The organism is Chryseobacterium sp. ISL-6 (assembly GCF_018613715.1).
Taxonomy (GTDB): domain Bacteria; phylum Bacteroidota; class Bacteroidia; order Flavobacteriales; family Weeksellaceae; genus Chryseobacterium; species Chryseobacterium paludis.
In genome coordinates this window covers 128,113-150,735 of sequence record NZ_JAGGPT010000001.1, presented here as the reverse complement: position 1 = coordinate 150,735, position 22,623 = coordinate 128,113, and the positions used below count along the sequence as shown (strand labels likewise).

Genomic DNA, 22,623 nt, shown 5'->3' with positions numbered 1-22,623 from the left:
AACAAATATGCACTTGATTTTGAATTTTGTGTAAAATTTAGTGATACGCCTATTTTTTATCAAGTATATCACACTTATTAATTCAATTTTTATTGTTATTTTTGAAAAAAATATTAAAAATGAAATTCAAAGCCATACTATTTGCTGTAGCGATCAGTGCTTCTACTGTAGCTTTTGCACAAGAAACAGCACAAAAGAAATTTTCTCCACCGGCAGGAAATGCTATTGTAGGTGATACCTACGGAGCTGGCGTTGGTTCATCTGTTGAATCAAAGGCTATCAGCGTTGAAAAATTAGGTAAGAAACTTAAGAAAGAAAATAAAAAGGTTGAAAATGTAGCGATTAAAGGAAAAGTAACCGATGTTTGTGAGAAAAAAGGATGTTGGTTAACAATCCAGACAGAAGATAATTCTCAATTTTTCGTAAAAATGAAAGATTATGCATTCTTTGTTCCTACCGCTTTAAAAGGGAAAAACGTAGTTTTAGAGGGTGACGCTGAAAGAAAGATAATTTCTATTGACGAGCAGAAACACTATGCAGAGGACGCTAAAAAACCACAATCAGAGATTGATGCGATCACTACACCGAAAGAAGAGATCAGATTTGTAGCAAATGGAATTAAGGTGGTAAATTAATCCAAATTAAAAGAGTATCTATAAAACAAAAGCGGAACCAATTGTTCCGCTTTTTTAATCTTCAATAGTAAAATCTACTTTCTCATCCAGTTTTGGATATTTAGTAGAGCAAACAAATTTCTTTCCTGTACAGTCTATTTCCAACCATCCTTTTCTTTTTTTAACATCTCCCACTTCCATTACAAAAGGTATAAAAGACAGATCATCCTTTTCCTCCTCCTTTACTTCTCGATATTGTACTGCTATATCCAGGACACAATGATGATCCGTATTGAGCTTTACATTTCTATAAACAATATCATAATGGCTTTCTTTATTTTCAGGGATATCTAAATAGGTCTCCCAACCAGTAATACCAGAGTTTAGCTCACTGATTGCTTTTAAAGCATAGTATAATGCTATTGTATAATATTTTCTGGTTCCCTTTCTGGTGTAATCATCTATAAAATGTCCTCCTTCAAATAGAATAGTAGGCATTCCGGCTTTTATGAAATTATCCCCCGTAGATGTAGGATAAAACTCATCTGAGTATCTTCCGATCTGATTAGGGATCAACTCCTGTAGATGATTATAAATATTTGCAATCACTGCCATGCATTTCTTTCGATTATCTGTAACCGTCCGTTCTTCATTTTCAGATGGAGCTAAAAATGAAAGTGTAGCGGGATGAATTCCATCTGTTGTAAAGATGGTTCTCTGCTCATGAAGATTCAGTGCATAATCATATCTATTTTGAGAAACAATATTCTTAAGGAGCTTAATCTCTTTACTGGCTTCATTATGGAAATCCCGATTGAGATCAATATCTACGGCATTTAATCTGGTCCATTTTTCAGAACCATCAGGATTTAGCATAAAGATAAAATCCAGTTTAATCCTGCTAAAGAGTTCCTGCTTCATAAAGTGATCTTTATCCAAGCTAACTAATAAATCTAACATGGCATGAGTAGCGTTTGATTCATTTCCATGCATCTGTGACCAAGCCAGAACATTAATATCTCCTGTTCCAATGCTTAGTTTAAAAATAGGTTTATCTAAATATGATTTTCCAATCTCCTGAATATAATCGCTGAGATTCGTCTGTAAGTAAGAAAATAATTTTTCAGGGGAAATATAGCGATTAGGAAATGTAGGGTTTTGAAGGTAGAGCTGTTCAAAGTTCATCTGACTAATAATTTACATGAGTCAAAAATAACCATTTTTAGGTGAAAAATGAAATTAACATTTGTAATATAGTTAAACGATGTAAATTGCCATTATGTCTGTGGATAAAATTGTGGATTACATATAATTAAATGTAATATATTTAAATATTTAAAAGTCAGTTATTTATGAGATTTATCTATATTATACAATTAACTTTACTTTAAGTGAATAATATTCTGATTATCAACAATTGAGTGTAATTCTTTTAAACAAGAAAAAGTGTGGAAAACATTGCATTTATCTATCGTATACAAATGTAAATTGTGGACTATTTTTTAATTTCAACTCCATTTTTCGTCAAATTTAATCTGAGTTTAATTAGGTAAATAAGCTTTAAAGAAAGTCTATAATACCAAATAACGTATATTAAAAATAAATGTTAAAATTGAATTATAGAGGGTGTTTATGCTCCAAAATGTATCATATCACAAGCATTGCGATAGTCATTTATCTATATAATCAGATTATTAGCTTATCTCCCACTCTTTAGCTATAACAAAGCGTATAAATACAACCATAATAGCTTATACCAGGAGATTTAATAGAAATATTTACATAGAATTTTATCAATAACTCATTTACCTCATCTATTACTTTAAGTTATTTATCAAAAAACAGATTTTGAGGATAAATTGTTGAATAAAAATCAATGATTAATTTTATCAACATTATAAATAGTTGTTTATCAGATGAATATGTAGTTTACTTTTGTATACTTGATAATTTTGTGGTTGTTTACATTTGTATTTTGCATTTGTAAATCTTATCTTTACATTTGTAAAATGATTAAAAGCTTATTTTATGAGTTTAAATGAAAGAATTTCCAAAGTTATAGAGTACTCCAAACTTACACCTTCAGAGTTCGCTGATGAGATTGATGTACAACGTTCTTCTATTTCTCATATCACTTCGGGAAGGAATAAACCTTCCTTAGAGTTTATCATAAAAATAAAGTCTCACTTCCCCGAGATCCTTTGGGACTGGTTAGTAAATGGTGACGGTGAGATGTTGAAGTCTGCTCTACCTGAAACTTCTGAACAGATAGTAGAAGAAACAGATGAAGACAAATTAAAGCCAACCTCACTTCCGGATCTATTTACCATGATGAATAATGATGAAGATTTTGGAATTGAAGAAACAGAAGTAATCCCTCAAAAACAAGCTATCCGAGAATCTCCTATACCATACAAGATCCAATCTCATGAAAAAATAATTGATTCTCAGCGATTAGAAAAATCTAATGACGAAATGATCAACCAAGTAATTGAAAATCAGAGTCATAAAATAAAAAGAATTGTTTTGTTTTATGAAAATGGAAAATTCGAAAGTTTTGAGCCATAAAAACCTTATTAAAATAAGAATATCTTAAAAAGGAAAATCCTAGTCTTTTAAATTTAAGACAATATATAAAATATAAAGAATTTATAAGATTGATGAAGAATTTTATGATGAAAATAGAATAAAATAAGCCTCACAAATTGTGAGGCTTATTTATTTATATACAGAATAGAATATTACTATTATTATCTGTTACTTTTTCTTCTATCTAATTCTTTCTTTAAAAGTCCCAATTCTCTTCCTGTCTGCCCGGCTACAGAAGTATTTTCCTGAGCTCTTCTTGTAAGATATGGAACAACATCTTTTACAGGCCCATAAGGAAGATATTTAGCCACATTATAGCCTTTATCTGATAATGAGAATGTAATATTATCACTCATCCCATAAAGCTGTCCAAAATAAACATGTGGATTTCCAGTTTCAAGAGATTTTGCTTTCATTTTATCCATTACCAGTTCAGAAGAGATCTCATTATGGGTTCCAAAGAATGCAGACACCTTATCCAAATGATTCATTACGAAATCAATTCCTGCATTGTAATTCTGATCAGTAGCTTCTTTATTCGGCTGAATTGGATCAGCATATCCTTTTTGTTCAGCCCTTGCTCTTTCTTTTTCCATATATGCACCACGAACTATTTTGTAGCCAATAAAATAATTCTTTTCTCTGGCTCTTTGCAAATGCTCTTCCATATATTCCAGTCTTCCGGTTCTGTACATCTGAATAGTATTCCAAACAATAGGCTTCTCCTGATTGTACTTCTCCATCATTTCTTCACAAAGATGGTCTGCTGCATCCTGCATCCATGTTTCTTCAGCATCTACCATTACTTTTTTATCATTTTCATGGCAAAGCTTACAAACCTCATCAAATCTTTTTACAACTCTTTCCCATTCTTCTTTTTGACTCGTAGTCAATTCAGCATTCTTGCCAACAGCTTCGTAGAGATCAATTCTACCAAAAGCCGTAGGTTTAAAAACAATAAATGGAATTGCTGGATTTCCCACTGAAAATCTTACAATTTCTTTAATTTCTTTACATACTGCATCAAAGGTCTCTTCATCCTCTTTCCCTTCAATAGAATAATCGAAAATACTTCCGACTCCTCGCTTGAAAAGTTGCTTTACAACTTTCATACTTTCTTCGCGTGTTTCACCACCACAGAACTGTTCGAATAAGGTATTCTTCACAATTCCTGTAACGAACGGAAAATTATTATGAACTGTAAAATTAAGAATAGAAGTTCCAACACTTGTCAAAGCTGGTTGTTCAATCATTTTAAACATCCAATAAGCTTTTCTTAATTGGGCATCTGTTTTGTCTGCAAATGCAACTTTAGTATCGTTAAAAATGGGCATTCCTTTTTATTAAATTTAATTTGGCAAAGGTAATAATAACCTTAGTCTTTTTAAAGAATATTTTCTATAATTTACTTTCGATTCCATTTAAAAGCATGGCAATGATTCCTACAAAAACCCAAAGCCTTAATATATTTAAGGTAATGAATTTACTTTTCCTTGAGTAATTCAACAATAAATAGATGCATACAATCATGATAAACATCCCTCCGGTAAAATAATAGGCCATAAATCCGGAAATTCCCGTTTTTACAATAAGCTTCATGGACACAGCCATTGTGATCACAAGTAGAGAAATGATAATGATCTTTGTCTTTTTATTGTCGAAAAAATTGGGAATTGTAGTATATCCAAATGCTTTATCCACACTTTTCGTTAAGGTATCTTTTACAATATCAATACACAAAAGAATGAGAAAAAGAAAGATAGCCATTAAAAGAACTTTTTTCGAAAAAGTTTCATAATACACCATCATTCCAAAGAAAGGATAGAGTGTAAGACTTACAAAAGTAAGGTTATTGAGTATTAGGATACGACTTAATTTATGGCTGTAAAACCACATAAAAAACTGATAAATCAGAAAGAATATAAAGACATTATGTGAAATAAACCATGCCACTCCCAAGGATATAACACTTAATACCAAATAGGCATAGAGAAAATATTTCTGAGCAATAAAGCTCTGTAATCTCGTCCGGAAAGGTTTTACGATATGATCTTTTTCAAAATCATAGAATTGGTTGATAATACCGCCAGCAAGAATTGTTAAAACAGTACAGAAGATAATTCCGTGAACTTTAAAATCAAATACAAAATTCCTGAAACTTTCTTCCTGATTAAATAAAAAAAAGGTAGATACATAAAGGGCAAAAGTAAGCAAACCTGCTACAAAGAACCTGGCACCCAAAAGAAAGCCCACGAATTGTGAGAATCTATAAAATAAAGATTTGGATATAAAATTTTGTGATTGGAAAGTTTCTTTTTCAGAATTCATTCCCAACTATTTAGAATCTGTAAATTACTTCTTTGTTAAAACCATCAAGCATTTTTTCAGCTTTTTCATAGTCTTTTGTGAAGCCTAAAATATAACCTCCACCTCCGCTTCCACAGAGTTTAAGATAGTATGCATTAGAGTCTAGTCCTTTTTTCCAGATATTAAAAATACTTTCAGGAATCATTGGACGGAAATGTTCATAAGCCCAATGTGAAAGCTTTTTTAAATTTCTAAAGAAAGGGTTCATATCTTTTTTTAGGAAAGACTCAATACAAGCATTATTGTAACGTATAAATTCTTCTTTCAAAGTTTTACGGAAACCTTCGGTTTTCATTTTTTCAAAGAAAATCTGAATCATTGGTCCTGTTTCACCGCTCATTCCAGAATCAATAAGGAAGATGGCTCCTTTTCCTTTCTCGCCATCAGGAATAGAAACTCTATCAAGGGTTTCTTTATTTTCAATAAGAATAGGTAAATTCATATAACAGATCAAAGGATCCATACCTGAGCTTTTACCATGGAAATAACTTTCCATTTCACCAAAAACGGCTTTTAATTTTTTAAGATTATCTTTAGAAATGCTTTCAGGATTCAGTTTATTCAATGAGTATCTTTCAAAAACTGCTGCTACTAAAGCTCCGGAACTTCCAACCCCATATCCCTGTGGAATATTAGAGTCAAAGAAAAGTCCTTTTGAAATATCTTTTTTAAAGTCTTCAATATTAAGCTTGAAATCATCAGAAAGGTTTAGCTCACCAAGAAAATTAGCATATTTCTGCAGATGTTGATTTGATTTTGACTCAAATTCAGAATTCAAATCAGAAAATTTTAGAGCTCCTTTGTAAAAGCTATAAGGTACGACAAGACCCTGAGAGTCTTCTATCATCCCATATTCTCCAAACAGAATTATTTTTGCGTAAAATAGAGGGTTCGTCATCTTGACAATAAATCTTTTTGCAAATTTATAATTATTCTGCTGAATATAAGCAAAATCCAGGCCGAATTACAATTTTTTTTTGAATAATAAGGACTCAACGGTTATAATCCAACTAACTTTAAAACGATTAGGAATTAATAGAAAAAAGCCTGGGATAATCAGGCTTTTTAAATAAGGTATATATTTTTATTGTTTTATTAATTTCTTAGTAACCGTTTGTTTCTCCGTTTCTACCGAAACTACATAATTTCCGGTTTGAATTGAAGAGAGATTGACTTCAAGTTTATTGCCTTTTAATGAAGAAGAAGATAATACTAATCTTCCAGCTTCATCATACATTTTATATGATTTCAGGTTTTCTTTAGAAGAAATGACGATTAAATTTTTTGCAGGATTCGGATAGATACTGACAGTGTTATCTTTAGTACCAACTTCTTCTATTCCTAAAACTGCACATGAAAAATTAGCTTTCCATCCATTTTCAGTAACTCCAGGGTCTGATTCAAATTTTACCGTAATTGCTCCTGTTGAATGAGTAGAAGTAAACGATCCAGGTAGGGTATTTCCAGTTAAAGTCCCGTTAGTAAATAATGGTGAAGCAGTGGATGGTCCGTTATAAATATACAAATAATCATAATCTTGTTCAAGCGCAAGCTCAGTAAAATTCAGTGTAAGTGCTGAACCTGCATTAGGATAAAATGTCTTAACGATGGTTTCATTGTTTCCGTAAACAGCAGTTGCCCCTCCGGTGTCTGTAAACAAGGCACCACCACACCAATTGGCATCTGTTAAAAATACTTGCGACCTCTGATAAGCATTGGATCCGGAACAACTTGAACCTACAAACAGCTTATAATAAGTTGCGGGTTGAAGATTAGTTAAATTAAGGTTTTGAGTAGTTGTATTTCCAGAGGTAACAAGAGTTCCATCCATTGTTGTCAATTTATATTTCCAGGATGTAGAAGTAGCATCTGTAATGGTAGCACTTGCTGTATTGGTTGTAACATTAGAAATATTCATTGCTGTAACTGTAAGATTACAGGCGGTTGTACAATTGGTACCAAGACAAGGTTTAGAATCTACTGTATTTCTAATTAATGCTGCAGGCTGAGGACCAAATCCATTACTAAAACTAATTCCTACTCCAGAAACTAGATGGCAGTAACTCATGATCGTTCCTTTAACTGTAGTCGCTGGAATAGGTCCTGTGCAGCCTTCACTATAACCAGCTTGTGCCCCACATCCGTCGATCGGAGTTCCATTTCCATTCCATGCGCATGCATGAGTATGTGGTGACCCTAAGCTATGCCCCATTTCATGAGTCATTGCCTGAATAGTCCATGAATATACAGGTACATTTGAATATGTTTGAGAGATTCCAGAATAAGCATATTTATTTCCTGTACAAAGCGAATTCAGAAAAGCTATACTTGTTGTTGCTGGTGCATTAACAAGGTGAGCCAGATCACCATTAAAAGTGGGTCTGTTTGTTTTGAAACTGTTTAAATTACCACTTGGAGTTCCTGTATATGGATCTACAGTTGTCCAGATAAATATTTCATTTAAGGCTACTCTTACATCATCATTGCTATAAAGAGTAGCTATATTATTGTGAACCGCAGTAAGCCAGTTAGTCACGGTAGTCGTGTTTGAACCATTATTCTGATATGGTGCAAAACAAACTTCATAATAAATTCTAACACAATTTTCTGTTACCGCTTTTTTACTAGTATTAGGATCAAAAGTTATTTTTTGAGTTTGATTTTCTTTCAATTCATCTACTCCACAAACAAATGGATTAGCCCCAGTCAACTTCGATTCTGAGTAACTGACAAAATCTTCAGAATTTTTCACTTTTCCTACAACCACATTTCCAAGATCAGAAGTGGAAGCTACACCTACAACATCATTATCAAAGAAACTAAAAGCGACCACAGAGCTATTATCTCCTTTAATAATACCTCGGTAATAAACCCCAGGAATATACTGTACAATCTCCCCTTTATTAGTGGTTACTTTAAAATTATCTGTAAAAATCTGACTTTTATATAATTCTATGGTTATTTTTTTGTCTCCCTCAAAAGGAAATGACATTTCAAGAAATTCGGGCTTATCTTTTACAAGTTTTTTTAGCTCAACAGAATTAATAGACATTGCTGTAATATCCGTTGCAGCTCTTTTGTATTCAGCCATTTTTGAAGAAGCTTTGTTGACTTCAAACAAATCATATTTCACAAAACTTTTACTTTGATTATGATATTCTGTTATTTTTTGAGCAATGGGTCTTAAATTTTGAGAAAAACTTAAGATAAAGCACATTGAAATACCAAGAAGTAGAATTTTCTTTATCATTATTATTAATTTATTAATGCAAATAAACAAAAAAATTCTACATTAAGTGATTAATAATCATAATTTATCTTAATTTACTAATTAATGAACAATTAAAAGAGAATTAAATTAAAATAATTAATTAAAAAACACACTTTGTTTGATATTAATCACAAAACATCAAGATTAAAATTAAAAAAGACGTTAAAATAACGTCTTTTTCATTTTGTATATTTACTATTTTTTACAAAGTATCTCGTTCTTTCAACGTATTCACTTTTAGGAATCGAATCAATATCAGCCCAACACCAAAGAATAATGTCATAGAAAGCGCTGCAATACGCATATTATTAAAGTGCTCTATTAATGTCGCAAAAATAAATGTTCCTATAATGATCGCTATTTTTTCTAACACATCATAAAAACTGAAGAAAGTTGTATTTTCCATGGAATCTTCCGGTAATAGTTTTGAATAAGTAGATCTTGACATTGCCTGGAGTCCACCCATAACTAAACCAACTACTGCAGCAACCCCATAGAACTGATATTCTACTGTAGGATTTTCTTTATTTAAGAAATATGCCCATAAACAAGCTACGATCCATAGAACAATAGCAATAGAGATTACATTTTTATTACCTATTTTTCTTGATAATCTCGAGAAAATAACAGCACCTATAATAGCTTCAATCTGAATCACTAAAAGTGTTCCTATAAGCTTATCCTGTGCCAGATTGATTTCACTTTTCCCAAACAATGTTGCCATTAAAAAGATCGTTTGCATTCCTACACTGTAGAAAAAGAAACTCGATAAGAAAAACTTAAGGTTTTTATCTTTAAACAGTTCATTCCCAACTTTAAAAAGCTCATGAAAACTTTCTTTGGCAATATCTTTATAAAAACTCATATTATCCTTTAAAACCTCAAAGAAACCACCTTGCTCTTCATGTTTTTTAAATATGTTCTTATAGTTCAATAATACCAAATCTTTAGGAAGATTGTCTTTTACATTACCAAACTGTGGCAAATGCTTAAATGTATATTGAGAGAATCCAAACCACCATGCCCCTGTTAAAAGAAAGCTTATTCTTGTAAATAGCAATTGCTGAGCTGCTCCTTTTGCAAAGACCTGAATCAAAACCAAACAAATCACCACCAGAACTACAGATCCTATATACCCATAAACATAGCCTTTTGCTGAAAGTGCATCCTGTTTATCCCGAGTCGCAATATCTGGTAAAAATGAGTTATAAAATACCAAACTCCCCCAGAATCCCACACTCGCCGTAATACTGAAGAGTAGCCCTAAAAAAACATTATGCATTCCTGTAAACATAGCCAATCCCATACAAGAAGTAGCACCTAAATAACAGAAAAACTGTAAAAATGATTTCTTATTTCCAATTGTATCTGCTAAAGAAGATAAAAATGGAGAAAGTAAAACCACAATAAAAAAAGAGATTGTCAATGAATAGCCATATACAGCATCCGGTTGATATTCTTTTCCAAAGACTTTTATTAAATGCCTTACAGGGACATCAATCCATTGTTTGGTTTCTACTACATATTCCTTCTTTTCATACGCGGTAGTAAGAATAGAATAGTAAATAGGAAAAATAGTAGAAGTAATAACCAGGGAGTATACAGAGTTGGCCCAGTCATAAACGGCCCAAGCCTTCATAATCTTCGGGTTATTCTTTATATTTTTTGGTTGTTGATTCTCTGTTTCAGACATTTCAAATATATTAGATGCACAAAAATAGAAAAACCGCTGAATATTCAACGGTTTTTTTTATTAATTAGATTATTGTGAAAGATTATAAATTATTAAACAGCTTTTTATATTTATAATTTCTGCTGGCTCTATCTTACAAAACCTCATATAAAGACTAAAAGACATTGCTAGAATATTTTTAACAAAATTTATTAATTTACTTTCTTTACAAATTCATCCAAGGGTTTCCGCACTTTTTTTAATGGCAGGTTCCAGTCGCTTATTTCATCTCTATAACCTAATGCAAGAAGCATAGAGCTACGCAATCCTTTCTCAGGTAAATCTAAAACCTCATCTAACATTACAGGATCGAATCCCTCCATTGGCGAAGCATCAATTTTGTTTAAAGCAGCGGTTGCAAGTGCAAGTCCCAAAGCAATATTAGCCTGTTTTGCTGCATGATGAAAGTTTTCTTCTTTAGACATTTTGCCAAAAAATTGTTTAGCAAAATTTCGTTGCCTACCCGAAATTGTAGTATCTTCATTTCGTATTAGGTTTAAATGATCAAATACCTTATCTATTCTTTCCGGTGTATAATTATCCCAGGCTGCAAATACCAATACATGAGATGCCTCCACAATTTGTGGTTGATTCATCGCAATCGGCAAAAGTTTTTCTTTCCATAATTTATCGGAAATAATAAAGATTTCGTAAGGTTGTAATCCAATACCTGATGGTGCCAGATGAGCAGCTTTAATGATTGCATCGAGAATGTCATGTGGAATGGACTCTCCTGTCATTCTTTTTGTTGCATACCTCCATTCTAAGGCTTTTATAATATCCATTTCTCTTTACTAAATATTAACTGTACTTTTCTACCCATTTTGCTTTAAGCTCGGCTCTCGCATTGATAAATTCTATATCTGTTCCTTGGGCTATAGCATCCAGAGGATAACGTAAAGGACGTGTTCCTTTCTCCATATTAATAAGGTTTAATACGCCATCTGCAATGACTTGGGGATCCATATTGAATTCAGCCATTTTACCAAATAATCCAGCTCCGATATTGTTAAACATTTCTGTAGCAACAGGATCATATTCCTTGGTAATTTCTGGCTTATCAGCTTGTACTCCTGCTTTACTCCCGGAATTCATTTCTGTTGGATACACTCCTGGCTGGATGGTTACATTTTCTATATTGAATTGAGATAGCTCATCCTGAATAGCTTCTGTAATTGCTTCAACACTAAATTTAGAGGCAAGGTAAGGTCCCATAAAAGGCATTGCATGTCCACTAGCTCCGGAAGTAATATTAATAATAAGCCCTGACTTCACCTTCCGCATGCCTGGTAAAACAGCTTGATAGGTACGAATAACACCATAGAAATTGACTTCAAAAAACTTTTTAATCTGATCGATAGAATATGCCTCTACCAATCCAAAACCTGCCAGACCTGCATTGTTCACCAGTACATCTATTTTTCCATGTTTAGCCAGTGTATTTTCAAAAGCTTCTTTTACTGATGCATCATTAGTAACATCTATATCTACCACATCTACATTTGGAAGTGTCGAAAGTTCTTTAGCTACTGCTTCATTTTTGTCTTTTGTTCCACGCATCCCTGCAATAACAGTATGCCCTTCTTGTGACAATGTAATTGTCATTAATTTTCCGAATCCGGTACTTGTCCCTGTAATGAAAATTGTTTTGCTCATATCTTTTAAATTTTTTATTTAATATTGAGGCAAAATTAGTATCAGAAACCGTCGTGATCCATTGATATTTAAAGGAAAAAACCATTGACAATTATCAATGGTTTTACTTTTTTGTTGATTGTGTTCGTATGCGACTAAGCGTTTCAGGTGAAACACCCAGATATGAGGCAATCATGTGCTGAGGAATTCGATTCACTATTAATGGATTCTTTTGAATAAAATCCTGGTATTTTTCTTCTGCAGATAAACTTATATTTGCGTGTATTCTTTTTTGTGAAACCAGGAAACTTCTTTGTAGAATTTCATTAACCAGGTTATTTAATTGTGGTATTTTCTGACATATACTTATAAAATCATCTTTCGTAATAAGGATAATTTCTGAATTTTCCAATGCAACGATATTAAACTCTGAGGGGTTTCCAGATGTTAAGCTTTCCCGATCACCTGTCCAATAGTTTTCTGCCGAAAAATTCATGATATGTTCCTGACCTTTGGAATCTACAGAAAAAGTCTTCACCAATCCACCTGAAACAAAAGCATTATATTTCCACACGTCACCTTCCTGGAGTAAATACTGGCGCTTTTGGAGTCTTTTTAATACCGCTACACTTTTTATTAACTCAATCTCGTGCTCAGAGAGAGTGATTTTTTCTTTTAAATAATTTATAAAATAATCAAGCATTGGATAATGATAAATGATAATTTAAAGGTAGTTATTTAATGCTAAACTTAGTTTTACAATCTATTGATTTAAGCTTTACCACAAAGTTAAATAAAGGCTTTCATAATCAGCGTATCTATTCATCTATCTACAATAAAAAAGTTGGAGCTATCTGCTCCAACTTTTTGCATTCTAAATCCTATTTGAAGGATTACATATTTTCAATAACAATGGCAGAAGCACCACCACCTCCATTACAGATCGCAGCAGCACCATATTTAGCATTGTTTTGTTTTAACACGTTAATTAAAGTAACTATAATTCTTGAACCAGAACTTCCCAGTGGATGTCCTAAAGCGACAGCACCACCATTTACATTTACTTTAGCAGCATCCAATCCTAAGATCTTATTATTTGCCAAACCAACTACAGAGAAAGCCTCATTAAATTCAAAGAAATCAATATCACTAATTTCTAAACCAGCTTTTTTAAGAGCGATAGGCAGAGCTTTAGCAGGTGCTGTTGTGAAATTTTCAGGCTCCTGAGCCGCATCAGCATAAGATACTATTCTTGCTAAAGGTTTAAGACCTAATTCTTCCATTTTTTCTTTAGAAACAAGGATTAACGCAGAAGCTCCATCATTTAAAGTAGATGCATTAGCTGCTGTTACTGTTCCGCCCTCTTTTTTAAATACTGTTGGAAGTGTTGGAAGTCTGTCAAAATTAACAGCCTTATATTCTTCATCTTCAGCAAAAATTACAGGCTCTCCTTTTCTCTGAGGGATCTCAACAGATACTACCTCATCATTGAATTTCCCTTCACCCCATGCCTTAGCTGATCTTTTATAAGATTCAATAGCAAATTGATCCTGATCTTCTCTAGAAAAAGAATAGTCAGTTGCACATTTTTCTGCACAAACTCCCATATGAACTTTATTATAAACGTCTGTAAGACCATCTAAAACCATTCCGTCCTGCATTTTTACATCACCTAGTTTTGTTGCAAGTCTAGCATTATAATAATGTGGAACTGAAGACATATTTTCCATTCCTCCGGCAACGATTACATCTACATCACCTGCTTTAATTGCCTGTGCTGCCATAGTTACTGCTTTCATTCCTGAAGCACAAACTTTATTTACTGTAGTAGAAGGAGTTTCAATAGAAAGTCCTGCTCCTAATGCTACCTGACGAGCAGGTGCCTGTCCTTCTCCTGCCTGTAAAACGTTCCCCATGTAAATTTCCTGAACCATTTTAGGATCAAGACCAATCTTGTCTAATGCTCCTTTTACAGCAACAGTCCCCAACTTAGTAGCCGGAACAGTTGATAAACTTCCCATAAAACTACCCATTGGTGTTCTTACTGCGGAAACGATGAATACTTCTTTCATGTGTATGATTTATTTTTTTTATTGATATATTTAACCTTACGGTTTCATTTTACTAATAATTTGTTATACTTTAGTTAATATCTTCTACTTTACTAAGTATAAATTCTGAGGTCTTATTATTATATTCTGAGGTTAATTTCAGAAAATTGCGATCTGTTTCTATGATTCTATTAACCATCACTTCACCTAATTTTACAGGATAATTTTCATCGGATTTTCCAATTATCGTAACTTTATAACTACAATTATCAACAAAATCCAGGCGTGACCTCACATAATCTTTACCATCATTATAATATTCTGTCTGGATATTATCCTGAACAGTCATTACCCATTTATCAATAGGCATATCAACACGTAGAAATTTTCCGGCCTTTATGATTTGACAATTAGTTGGGTTATCAGATGTTAAGAACATATTTTGTTGAGACTTCAATTTAGAAAATCCCATACAAAAAAATACAATTAATAAAGTGTTAAGATGTTTCATATTTCTGTTGCGTTTTTTTAATTAGCAATAAAAAAGCTCCCAAAAACTCAACGATCCAACCCCATTTTAGCTTTACTACACCTGCAAAGGTTTCCCGCCAGGATTTAAAGGGTAAAAAACTGAAATAATCCAAAGATTGAAGCTTAACAGCAATCAAGGTAAAAATGAATAATAGGATTAACAAAACTCCAAAAATCTGTGCTATTTTTGGTTTATTATTAACTACTCCAAAAAGCGCGCATGCTGTAAGGATCCAGCAGGCAACAGCTAAATAATGATCTAATTTCCAGTAATTCCAATTTCCTATAATGGGAACGTAAACCAGTGGTAAAAAGCTCCCTACTATTATCAGTAGTACTCCTATTAACTGAATATTTTTCATATTTCTTAAAGTGCCAAAATACAAAAAAAAACACACTTTAAATCAGTGTGTTTTAAAAACAAATTTTTCAAATTTAAACATTGACGGCTATAAAAAATCTAATGAAAAACTAATAATTTAATAAGAAAAAATAAGTTTCTTTGTTTAATTAAAAATTGATATTGGCAATCTCAATTCCGATTTGTAATCCATATTTATTCCTTAGCTTAGCATCATTGTTGAAAGCCGGAGTAAAATCTTTTTGTATAAATATGTTGATACCCTCATAGCTGACTCCAAATTTTCCACCAAAAATAAAGTTATTAACGCCATGCATTGCTCTTTCTCTTTCCACAATTCTTTTGGTATTCTCCGTTGAAAATCTGTTATATATAACACTTCCAACTTTCACACCTCCATAAATACCTGCTATAATGCTGAATTGTTTTTTCCTGTTATCAAGATATTTTACACCATCATATTCTATATATTTAGGATTTAAAACAAATTTAAAATCAACAGGAACAAAAAGATAAGAATTGGTAAGATAGGTATCTTTTAAATTTCCCCGTGTAAAATCCTCTGTGAACAAAGTCTTGCTATCCTGTGCAAACGCCTTACCATATTTTGGAACAAATCTATCCATCCTTACTCCAAGTCCTACTCTATAAAAAACAGAACTTGTAAAACCTCCAATCTGATCTTCATATCTTAATGTATAACTTGAAGAATTGATAACCGTATTTTTCACATCAGAATCCTTATCATAAAGTTTAAACGGTTTATCCTTTGTGGTAAGCATGGCACCCGTTAAGCTTATTGAAAACTCCAATGTATGTAGATAGTCCTTAGGTGTCTTTTTATTTTTGTTGAGCTTTACCCTAATACCATTGAATCCGAACTGCATTTCATTTTTATCTCTATTTAAAGTATCCGGTTTCTGTAAAACCGAGTTTTTCACCATTTCTTTTGTTGCATTTTCCAGATCGGACTGCTGTGCATCTACTTTTTCATTGATAATCTGTTCATATTTTGAAGCTATGTCTGTTCTCATTTTCTTCTTTTCATCAGATGTAATTTTATTTTCTTTAAAACTTTTATCAATAACATCCAGTTCTGTATTCATATTTGATTTTTCAGAAACTACAATGCTGTCGATTTTTTTAGAATAAATCTTTATCTGGGATTCCATTTGTGGGCTTTCCTGCGCAAAATTGTAAGAAAAAGCCATTACGGCAGCCAATAGAGTAATTTTATTTTTCATAGTTTAAATGTTATTTTTGAGACCATATTTTACCTCTGCTCCATTTTCAGAACAGTATATTTTGTATTAAAAAGTTTAAAGATTATTTGGTACCAGAAGAATCGGAAAACACGGTCAGTCCGAGGATTTTAAAAGAATTAGGGCCTTTAATTTTAATTTTATCCATATCTACCACTCCCATTTTTTTATGTTCATTATGATTCTCTTCACGGGTTTTATCAAATTCTCTTCCTAGCAGTAATTCATCAGCATTGATATAATTTGCTTTTTTCTTTTGAGCAATTACAATTGGCTTTTCAACAATCTGATCGTGGGCTTTCTCCTCCACAGTAGGGATATTGACGAGGGTTTCTGTATTTTTTTCTTCTTTAGCTTTAACTAAAATCGGATTATAAGATTTAAACTCTTCTGGATAAGTTTTAATTATGGCTTTTTCAGATTTAATTTCAGCTGCATTTCTTTTATCTGAAATCGCTACGTTTTTATGCTTTACTTCTTCAGCTTCTAAGCGATTAAATTTATCATCCTCTTTTTCTACTGTTGAAGTTTTGTCAGGCTTATCAGATTTTGTAACTAATACAGTATTTTCAACTTGTTTTGAATCAAAATAAAAATATATTCCACAAGAAATCAAAAGCAATACGACAGCAGCGTATTTCCACCATTGAACAGATTGTTTTAAGGGCAAATCAGAGGTTTCTCCCATTCCATGATCTATTCTATCCCAAAGATCACGAGACGGCTTTATTTCTCTGCTTTCGTAATCAGATCTTAATTGTCTCAGTGTTTCTTTTTTCATTTTCTTTTGTTTTAAAAAATTCAACAAGCCATTTTTTAGCTTTATTCAGCTGACTCTTGCTTGTTCCTTCGGAGATATTAAGAATTTCAGCTATTTCCTGATGTTTTTTCTCTTCAAAAACATATAGATTAAAAATTATCCTATATCCTGCCGGCATCTTAGAGAATACTTCTTCAAGATTAATTTCCTCTAGTTGTTCTTCAAAGTTTTCATCAGAAAAATCATCTGCAACATCAATGTCTACATAAAGTATATTTTTAGACTTCCGTACAAAACTTATAGAGTCATTAACTACAATTTTTCTCAACCAAAAAGGAAAGCTTTTATAATCTCTGCACTCATTTAATTTTGTGAAACACTTTAGAAATGCATTTAATAATACATCTTCTGCATCATGAATATTATTAGTATATGAATTTGCAATAGCCAACATTCTACACGAGAAAGCTTCATAAAGAGCCTTCTGAGCTCTCCGATCTTGTTTTTTAGCAAGTATAAAGTTTTCCTCTAAGTTCTTCATGTATGAGTTTCTATCTATAAGACGATGGAAATGATAAAAGGTTGCCTCAAAAATAAAAAAAATGCACTTTATTTTTAAAGTGCATTTTAATATATTGATAATTAACTTAATAAAATTTAGTGATTTACATTAGCTACCTCTTTAGGATCATGCTTATGTTTAAATAAGAGAGCAAAAAGTATGGCAAGTACCAAGGCATATGCTGCAAAAGATAGCCAGATCTGATGCCAGTCTTTTACCAAAACAATTGAAGATAAAGTTCCGTCATTATTTACCGCAGCATTAAAAGAATTTTTAAGAATCTCTAAAAACGTAGGGTTATCCGGTGTTGTTTCTAGGTAAGATGATAAATCGGAAACATTAGTAAATCTATGTGTAAAGAATTTATCAATAGCCCAACCTGCCATATAGCTTCCAAAAACAGCTCCAAAACCATTGGTCATCATCATAAACAAACCCTGTGCAGAAGAACGGATCTTTTTATCAGTTGTAGTTTCTACAAAAAGGGAACCTGAGATATTAAAGAAATCAAAAGCCATCCCGTAAACAATACAAGAAAGCACAATTAAAGCCAAGCCATATCCATCGGGAATTCCGTAAGCAAAAAATCCAAATCTTAAAACCCATGCAAACATTGACATCAACATTACTTTTTTAATTCCGAACTTTTTCAAAAAGAAAGGGATAGCAAGTATAAATAAAGTTTCAGAAACCTGAGAAATGGACATAATAATTGTTGATCGCTGTACTACAAAAGAATTTGCATATTTTGGAAAATGTGCAAATTCACTTAGGAAAACATCTCCATAAGCATTAGTCAACTGTAATGCAGCCCCTAAAAGCATGGAAAACAAGAAAAATAATGCCATTTTATAGTTTCCGAAAAGCTTGAATGCATTTAAACCAAGCTGTTCTGATAAAGGTGCACTTTTATCAATCAATTTCTGTGGTGGACATTTTGGTAGGGTAAGTGCATAGATTCCAAGTAAAATTGCAACAACTCCACCAATATAAAACTGTCCTTCTGTTGCTTTATTTCCTGTAAGATTTGTAATCCACATTGCTACAATAAACCCAATTGTCCCCCAAACACGAATGGGAGGAAAATCTTTTACAACATCCAAATTACTATTCTTTAGTATCGTGTAAGAAATAGAGTTCGCAAGTGCAATTGTTGGCATATAAAAACACATGGCAGCAAGCATTACGTAAAAGAACGAATTAGGATCTCCTGTATGTGGTAAGATAAATAGAACAATCCCATAAAGAATTTGTAGAGCCGAAAAAATTCGCTCCGCATTTACCCAGCGGTCTGCAATAATTCCGGTGATGGTAGGCATAAAGATAGAAGCTATCCCCATTGTTCCGAAAACAGCTCCAAACTGTGTCCCGTCCCAATGTTTTGTACCGAACCAAAAATTAGCCATCGTAATCAGCCATGCTCCCCAAACAAAAAACTGCAGAAAGCTGAGGATGGTAAGTCGTAATTTTAAATTCATAGTTTAGTTATAAATATCTCTTTTAATCAATTTTCTTTTTCCTTCTTTTGATTTCTTCCTGAATTTCTAAGGCAGTATCATAATCTTCTTCTTTTACTGCATCTTCTAATAATTTTTGAAGTTCTTCCATTGAAAGAGATTTTAAATTATCCTCAGACTGAACGGTTTCAGAGAATGATTGTTCTTCTTTCGAAACATCTTCTAATTCCAAAAGAATTCCTGCTTCATTTAAAACTTGTTGGGTGGTGAAAATTGGTGCGTCAAAACGTACCGCCATAGCAACAGCATCAGAAGTTCGGGCATCTAAGATAAGCTCTTCTTCTGTTACTTTGTTTTTAAAGTTAATATTAGAAAAGAAAACTCCATCTACAATCTGATAAATAATGACTGAGACCAATTCGTAATTCGCCGAAACTATAAATTTTGTAAATAAATCGTGTGTAAGAGGACGTGGTGGATGAATATCTTTCTCCAGACCGAGAGAAATGGATTGTGCTTCGAAATTTCCTATAACAACAGGTAATTTTATATGTGTTTCTTCATGTTCCAATAACAAAGCGTACGCCCCTGATTGGGTCTGGCTGTACGATATTCCTCGAATAATTAGCTGTTTATAATCCATAACTACAAAGATAAATTAATTTTTTATTGTAGGTTTTACTTTTTAGACAAAAATAAAAGCTCGGAGTGCCCGAACTTTTATTTTTTTTATTTATTATAAACTAAATTTTATCCTTTGATTGCTTTAATCTTTTCAGTTAATGCAGGAATAATCTGGAAAGCATCACCTACTACTCCATAGTCAGCAGACTTAAAAAACGGAGCTTCAGGATCACTGTTAATGACTACGATAGTTTTAGAAGAATTCACTCCAGCTAAATGCTGAATTGCTCCAGAAATACCTACAGCAATATAAAGATTTGGAGAGATCGCTTTACCTGTTTGTCCTACGTGTTCTGTGTGAGGTCTCCAACCTATATCAGAAACAGGCTTAGAACAAGCTGTAGCAGCGCCTAAAACATTTGCTAAATCTTCAATCATCCCCCAGTTTTCAGGACCTTTCATCCCTCTACCTGCAGAAACCACTACTTCAGCTTCTTTAAGATCCAGTTTTCCAGAACTCTGTTCATGAGAAACTACTTTAGTATCTTCATTGGCTACAGATAAATTTTTCACTTCTTCAGAACCGGAAGCTGCATTTTCCTTAACCCCGAAAGCATTTTGAGAAACCGTAACGATCACTCCTGTACCTTCAGCTTTAGCATGCATAAATCCTTTTCCTGAGAAAGCTCTTCTTTTCACCTGGAATGGCGAAAGACTTTCTGGCGCTTCCAGAACGTTAGTAATTAAAGAATAATTCTTCATTACAGCTAACATTGGTGCTACAGAAGAAGCATCTGTAGTATGCGGGAAAATGATAATATTTCCATCAGCTACTTCACTTACTGCCTGAGCAAAAGCTTTTGCTGAAAAACTTTTAAGACCTTCGTCTTTAATATTGATAACATTTGATGCTCCATATTTATATAATAAATCTGAAGAATCAGTAGGGTTTACAGAAATCGCTGTAACGGTATCTCCAGCCTGATCTGCAACAGCTTTAGCATAAGAAACTGCCTCGAAAGCTGCTTTTTTGTAAACTCCATTTATATTTTCTGCGTATACGAATACTGCCATTTTTTTAAAATTTAAAGATTAAAAAATTAAAGGATTAAAGAAATGGATTTAGAACAGGATCTTTAAATATCCTTGCTTCTGACATCCAGTTTCTAATTTTTATATCACTTTAGCTTCCTCATGAAGAAGTCTTACCAACTCATCCAAATTATCAGGAGAAACCATTTTCACAGCAGCCCTAGGTGGAACGCTGTCATAAGAAACTCCCTGAACTTTTACTTCTGAAGAAGTAGGCTCAACAACCTGTAAAGGTTTTGTTCTCGCAGACATAATTCCTCTCATATTAGGAATAATAAGATCTTTCTCATCCACTAATCCCTTCTGACCTGCAATTACAGCAGGAAGTTTTACAGAAATAGTTTCTTTACCGCCTTCAATTTCTCTTACAGCAGTTGCCTCACTTCCATTTACATCTAAACCTACAGATGCGTTCACGAAAGGTTGGTTTAATAACTGAGCTACCATTCCTGGAACAGAGCCTCCATTATAGTCAATCGATTCTTTACCACAAAGGATAAGATCATAACCTCCATTTTGAGCAACAGCAGCAATTTCTTTAGCTGTTGAATAACTATCTTTCGGATCAAGATTTACTCTAACTGCATCATTTGCACCAATTGCCAATGCTTTTCTTATTACAGGTTCTGTAGCAATGTCTCCTACATTTATTACTGTAACCGTAGCTCCTTGAGATTCCTGAAGTTTAACCGCCTTTGTCAATGCAAATTCATCTAAAGGATTAATAACCCACTGAATTCCATTTTTGTCGAAAGCAGATTTATCTGCTGTAAAGTTAATTTTGGAAGTAGTATCCGGAACACTACTAATACAAACTAATATTTTCATGTGTACTATTTTATTTTTCTCTTTTTATCGCATAAAAGTTCTGTACCGTTATGCAGAGATTTTGTTTGATTAATTTCTGTAAATATAAATAAAAAATATATTATGCATGCATAATACTTATGATTTTATTATTCAATACATTAAATGTAATTACTTACCTGGTTTTGTTGCCCTAAACTCTATCTTACTAGGCAAAACCCGTGGGTTCATTTTTAAAATATCCAATACCAAATTCCCCATATCTTCGGGCTGGATTTTCCATTCATCCTTTTCAGAAACTACATTTCCATTGAAATTTGTTGCTACAGAACCTGGCATGATCACCGTTGTTTTAATATTGTATTTTCTAAGGTCTATCATAGCAGCTTGTGTAAATCCTACAACTCCAAATTTTGAAGCATTATACCCGGTACCATTTTCAAAAAAATTAGCTCCAGCCAAACTTGAAATTGTGATATAATATCCTTCTGACTTTTTCAACTCTTCTACTGATGCTTTTAATGTGTAAAAAGCACCTGTTAAATTAGTTTCTATCATAGAATTCCATTCCTCAGAAGTTAATTCATCTACCGGTTTAAATATCCCTAATCCAGCGTTAGCAATAACAAAATCTAATTTTCCGAATTTATCTATGGTATATCTGATAGCTTCTTCTTCACTTTCCAAGCTTCTCACATCAGAAACAATTCCTAATACCTGACTGGAATATTTTTGTAATTCTTTTTCCGCTTCCATTACATCTTCCCGTTTTCTTCCTGAGAACGCAATAGATACTCCATTCTCAAGCAAAATTTTAGCTATTCCAAAACCTATACCTTTGGTTCCACCTGTTATATAGGCTACTTTATTCTCGATCATATATTTCACTTTAATTTCTCTAAAATAAA

22 protein-coding genes are annotated in these 22,623 nt (G+C 32.8%); 2 read left to right on the top strand and 20 right to left on the bottom strand.

Annotated features, from left to right (window positions below):
• The first annotated feature begins 119 nt into the window (after window positions 1-119).
• Window positions 120-635 (top strand): DUF4920 domain-containing protein, encoded by a 516-nt coding sequence (locus J7E44_RS00680; protein ID WP_214824435.1) that lies wholly within the window; start codon window positions 120-122, stop codon window positions 633-635.
• A gap of 54 nt (window positions 636-689) precedes the next feature.
• On the opposite strand, the gene J7E44_RS00675 is transcribed toward J7E44_RS00680, so the two are convergent.
• On the bottom strand, window positions 690-1,799 hold the full coding sequence (locus tag J7E44_RS00675; protein ID WP_214824433.1) for a M14 family zinc carboxypeptidase: 1,110 nt from the start codon (window positions 1,797-1,799) through the stop codon (window positions 690-692).
• Window positions 1,800-2,642: 843 nt separating this feature from the next.
• On the opposite strand from J7E44_RS00675, the gene J7E44_RS00670 reads away from it, so the two are divergent.
• The gene (locus tag J7E44_RS00670) at window positions 2,643-3,182 is read left to right on the top strand and encodes a helix-turn-helix transcriptional regulator (protein ID WP_214824431.1); all 540 of its coding nucleotides are present in this window, start codon (window positions 2,643-2,645) and stop codon (window positions 3,180-3,182) included.
• 182 nt (window positions 3,183-3,364) lie between these two features.
• Here the strand turns inward: J7E44_RS00670 and J7E44_RS00665 are convergent, their stop codons facing one another.
• The 19 genes from J7E44_RS00665 to J7E44_RS00575 all read right to left on the bottom strand — a co-directional run bounded on the left by J7E44_RS00665 (window position 3,365) and on the right by J7E44_RS00575 (window position 22,594).
• Window positions 3,365-4,537, bottom strand: coding sequence for a proline dehydrogenase family protein (locus J7E44_RS00665; protein ID WP_214824429.1), 1,173 nt, complete (start codon window positions 4,535-4,537; stop codon window positions 3,365-3,367).
• Between the two features lie 64 nt (window positions 4,538-4,601).
• Window positions 4,602-5,531: a UbiA family prenyltransferase gene (locus J7E44_RS00660; protein WP_214824427.1), complete on the bottom strand. Its 930-nt coding sequence runs from the start codon at window positions 5,529-5,531 to the stop codon at window positions 4,602-4,604.
• A gap of 10 nt (window positions 5,532-5,541) precedes the next feature.
• Window positions 5,542-6,468 (bottom strand): mevalonate kinase family protein, encoded by a 927-nt coding sequence (locus J7E44_RS00655; RefSeq protein ID WP_214824425.1) that lies wholly within the window; start codon window positions 6,466-6,468, stop codon window positions 5,542-5,544.
• 186 nt (window positions 6,469-6,654) lie between these two features.
• Entirely contained in the window at window positions 6,655-8,820 is a 2,166-nt protein-coding gene (locus J7E44_RS00650) for a T9SS type A sorting domain-containing protein (RefSeq protein WP_214824422.1), read from the bottom strand.
• Between the two features lie 223 nt (window positions 8,821-9,043).
• Window positions 9,044-10,534: an MFS transporter gene (locus J7E44_RS00645; RefSeq protein ID WP_214824419.1), complete on the bottom strand. Its 1,491-nt coding sequence runs from the start codon at window positions 10,532-10,534 to the stop codon at window positions 9,044-9,046.
• A 191-nt stretch (window positions 10,535-10,725) separates the two neighbouring features.
• Window positions 10,726-11,358 (bottom strand): nitroreductase family protein, encoded by a 633-nt coding sequence (locus J7E44_RS00640; RefSeq protein ID WP_214824416.1) that lies wholly within the window; start codon window positions 11,356-11,358, stop codon window positions 10,726-10,728.
• 16 nt (window positions 11,359-11,374) lie between these two features.
• Complete coding sequence (locus J7E44_RS00635; RefSeq protein ID WP_214824405.1) at window positions 11,375-12,229, bottom strand: SDR family oxidoreductase; 855 nt, start codon at window positions 12,227-12,229, stop codon at window positions 11,375-11,377.
• 103 nt (window positions 12,230-12,332) lie between these two features.
• Window positions 12,333-12,911 (bottom strand): Crp/Fnr family transcriptional regulator, encoded by a 579-nt coding sequence (locus tag J7E44_RS00630; protein ID WP_214824402.1) that lies wholly within the window; start codon window positions 12,909-12,911, stop codon window positions 12,333-12,335.
• 190 nt (window positions 12,912-13,101) lie between these two features.
• The gene (locus J7E44_RS00625) at window positions 13,102-14,280 is read right to left on the bottom strand and encodes an acetyl-CoA C-acyltransferase (RefSeq protein ID WP_214824399.1); all 1,179 of its coding nucleotides are present in this window, start codon (window positions 14,278-14,280) and stop codon (window positions 13,102-13,104) included.
• Between the two features lie 70 nt (window positions 14,281-14,350).
• Window positions 14,351-14,698 (bottom strand): hypothetical protein, encoded by a 348-nt coding sequence (locus tag J7E44_RS00620; protein ID WP_214824396.1) that lies wholly within the window; start codon window positions 14,696-14,698, stop codon window positions 14,351-14,353.
• 58 nt (window positions 14,699-14,756) lie between these two features.
• Entirely contained in the window at window positions 14,757-15,152 is a 396-nt protein-coding gene (locus J7E44_RS00615; protein ID WP_214824393.1) for a hypothetical protein, read from the bottom strand.
• Window positions 15,153-15,300: 148 nt separating this feature from the next.
• A complete protein-coding gene (locus J7E44_RS00610) occupies window positions 15,301-16,395 on the bottom strand; it encodes a hypothetical protein (protein ID WP_214824390.1) in 1,095 nt (364 codons plus the stop codon).
• A gap of 82 nt (window positions 16,396-16,477) precedes the next feature.
• Window positions 16,478-17,194 (bottom strand): hypothetical protein, encoded by a 717-nt coding sequence (locus tag J7E44_RS00605; protein ID WP_214824387.1) that lies wholly within the window; start codon window positions 17,192-17,194, stop codon window positions 16,478-16,480.
• Window positions 17,160-17,714, bottom strand: coding sequence for an RNA polymerase sigma factor (locus J7E44_RS00600; RefSeq protein WP_214824384.1), 555 nt, complete (start codon window positions 17,712-17,714; stop codon window positions 17,160-17,162). Before J7E44_RS00600 ends, J7E44_RS00605 begins: the two co-directional genes overlap by 35 nt.
• Before the next feature lie 116 nt (window positions 17,715-17,830).
• On the bottom strand, window positions 17,831-19,213 hold the full coding sequence (locus J7E44_RS00595) for a nucleoside permease (RefSeq protein ID WP_214824381.1): 1,383 nt from the start codon (window positions 19,211-19,213) through the stop codon (window positions 17,831-17,833).
• Between the two features lie 22 nt (window positions 19,214-19,235).
• Entirely contained in the window at window positions 19,236-19,835 is a 600-nt protein-coding gene (locus tag J7E44_RS00590; protein ID WP_214824378.1) for a bifunctional nuclease family protein, read from the bottom strand.
• A 107-nt stretch (window positions 19,836-19,942) separates the two neighbouring features.
• Window positions 19,943-20,890: an electron transfer flavoprotein subunit alpha/FixB family protein gene (locus tag J7E44_RS00585; protein WP_214824370.1), complete on the bottom strand. Its 948-nt coding sequence runs from the start codon at window positions 20,888-20,890 to the stop codon at window positions 19,943-19,945.
• 99 nt (window positions 20,891-20,989) lie between these two features.
• A complete protein-coding gene (locus J7E44_RS00580; protein WP_214824368.1) occupies window positions 20,990-21,736 on the bottom strand; it encodes an electron transfer flavoprotein subunit beta/FixA family protein in 747 nt (248 codons plus the stop codon).
• Window positions 21,737-21,886: 150 nt separating this feature from the next.
• Window positions 21,887-22,594: an SDR family oxidoreductase gene (locus J7E44_RS00575; RefSeq protein ID WP_214824364.1), complete on the bottom strand. Its 708-nt coding sequence runs from the start codon at window positions 22,592-22,594 to the stop codon at window positions 21,887-21,889.
• Between the last annotated feature and the right edge of the window lie 29 nt (window positions 22,595-22,623).

Coding starts and splice junctions, on each gene's coding strand:
- J7E44_RS00650 (WP_214824422.1), bottom strand. CDS start 8,820: ATGATAAAGAAAATTCTACTTCTTGGTATTTCAATGTGCTTTATCTTA.
- J7E44_RS00655 (WP_214824425.1), bottom strand. CDS start 6,468: ATGACGAACCCTCTATTTTACGCAAAAATAATTCTGTTTGGAGAATAT.
- J7E44_RS00625 (WP_214824399.1), bottom strand. CDS start 14,280: ATGAAAGAAGTATTCATCGTTTCCGCAGTAAGAACACCAATGGGTAGT.
- J7E44_RS00660 (WP_214824427.1), bottom strand. CDS start 5,531: ATGAATTCTGAAAAAGAAACTTTCCAATCACAAAATTTTATATCCAAA.
- J7E44_RS00600 (WP_214824384.1), bottom strand. CDS start 17,714: ATGAAGAACTTAGAGGAAAACTTTATACTTGCTAAAAAACAAGATCGG.
- J7E44_RS00580 (WP_214824368.1), bottom strand. CDS start 21,736: ATGAAAATATTAGTTTGTATTAGTAGTGTTCCGGATACTACTTCCAAA.
- J7E44_RS00585 (WP_214824370.1), bottom strand. CDS start 20,890: ATGGCAGTATTCGTATACGCAGAAAATATAAATGGAGTTTACAAAAAA.
- J7E44_RS00635 (WP_214824405.1), bottom strand. CDS start 12,229: ATGAGCAAAACAATTTTCATTACAGGGACAAGTACCGGATTCGGAAAA.
- J7E44_RS00595 (WP_214824381.1), bottom strand. CDS start 19,213: ATGAATTTAAAATTACGACTTACCATCCTCAGCTTTCTGCAGTTTTTT.
- J7E44_RS00620 (WP_214824396.1), bottom strand. CDS start 14,698: ATGTTCTTAACATCTGATAACCCAACTAATTGTCAAATCATAAAGGCC.
- J7E44_RS00665 (WP_214824429.1), bottom strand. CDS start 4,537: ATGCCCATTTTTAACGATACTAAAGTTGCATTTGCAGACAAAACAGAT.
- J7E44_RS00615 (WP_214824393.1), bottom strand. CDS start 15,152: ATGAAAAATATTCAGTTAATAGGAGTACTACTGATAATAGTAGGGAGC.
- J7E44_RS00575 (WP_214824364.1), bottom strand. CDS start 22,594: ATGATCGAGAATAAAGTAGCCTATATAACAGGTGGAACCAAAGGTATA.
- J7E44_RS00610 (WP_214824390.1), bottom strand. CDS start 16,395: ATGAAAAATAAAATTACTCTATTGGCTGCCGTAATGGCTTTTTCTTAC.
- J7E44_RS00640 (WP_214824416.1), bottom strand. CDS start 11,358: ATGGATATTATAAAAGCCTTAGAATGGAGGTATGCAACAAAAAGAATG.
- J7E44_RS00675 (WP_214824433.1), bottom strand. CDS start 1,799: ATGAACTTTGAACAGCTCTACCTTCAAAACCCTACATTTCCTAATCGC.
- J7E44_RS00645 (WP_214824419.1), bottom strand. CDS start 10,534: ATGTCTGAAACAGAGAATCAACAACCAAAAAATATAAAGAATAACCCG.
- J7E44_RS00630 (WP_214824402.1), bottom strand. CDS start 12,911: ATGCTTGATTATTTTATAAATTATTTAAAAGAAAAAATCACTCTCTCT.
- J7E44_RS00670 (WP_214824431.1), top strand. CDS start 2,643: ATGAGTTTAAATGAAAGAATTTCCAAAGTTATAGAGTACTCCAAACTT.
- J7E44_RS00590 (WP_214824378.1), bottom strand. CDS start 19,835: ATGGATTATAAACAGCTAATTATTCGAGGAATATCGTACAGCCAGACC.
- J7E44_RS00605 (WP_214824387.1), bottom strand. CDS start 17,194: ATGAAAAAAGAAACACTGAGACAATTAAGATCTGATTACGAAAGCAGA.
- J7E44_RS00680 (WP_214824435.1), top strand. CDS start 120: ATGAAATTCAAAGCCATACTATTTGCTGTAGCGATCAGTGCTTCTACT.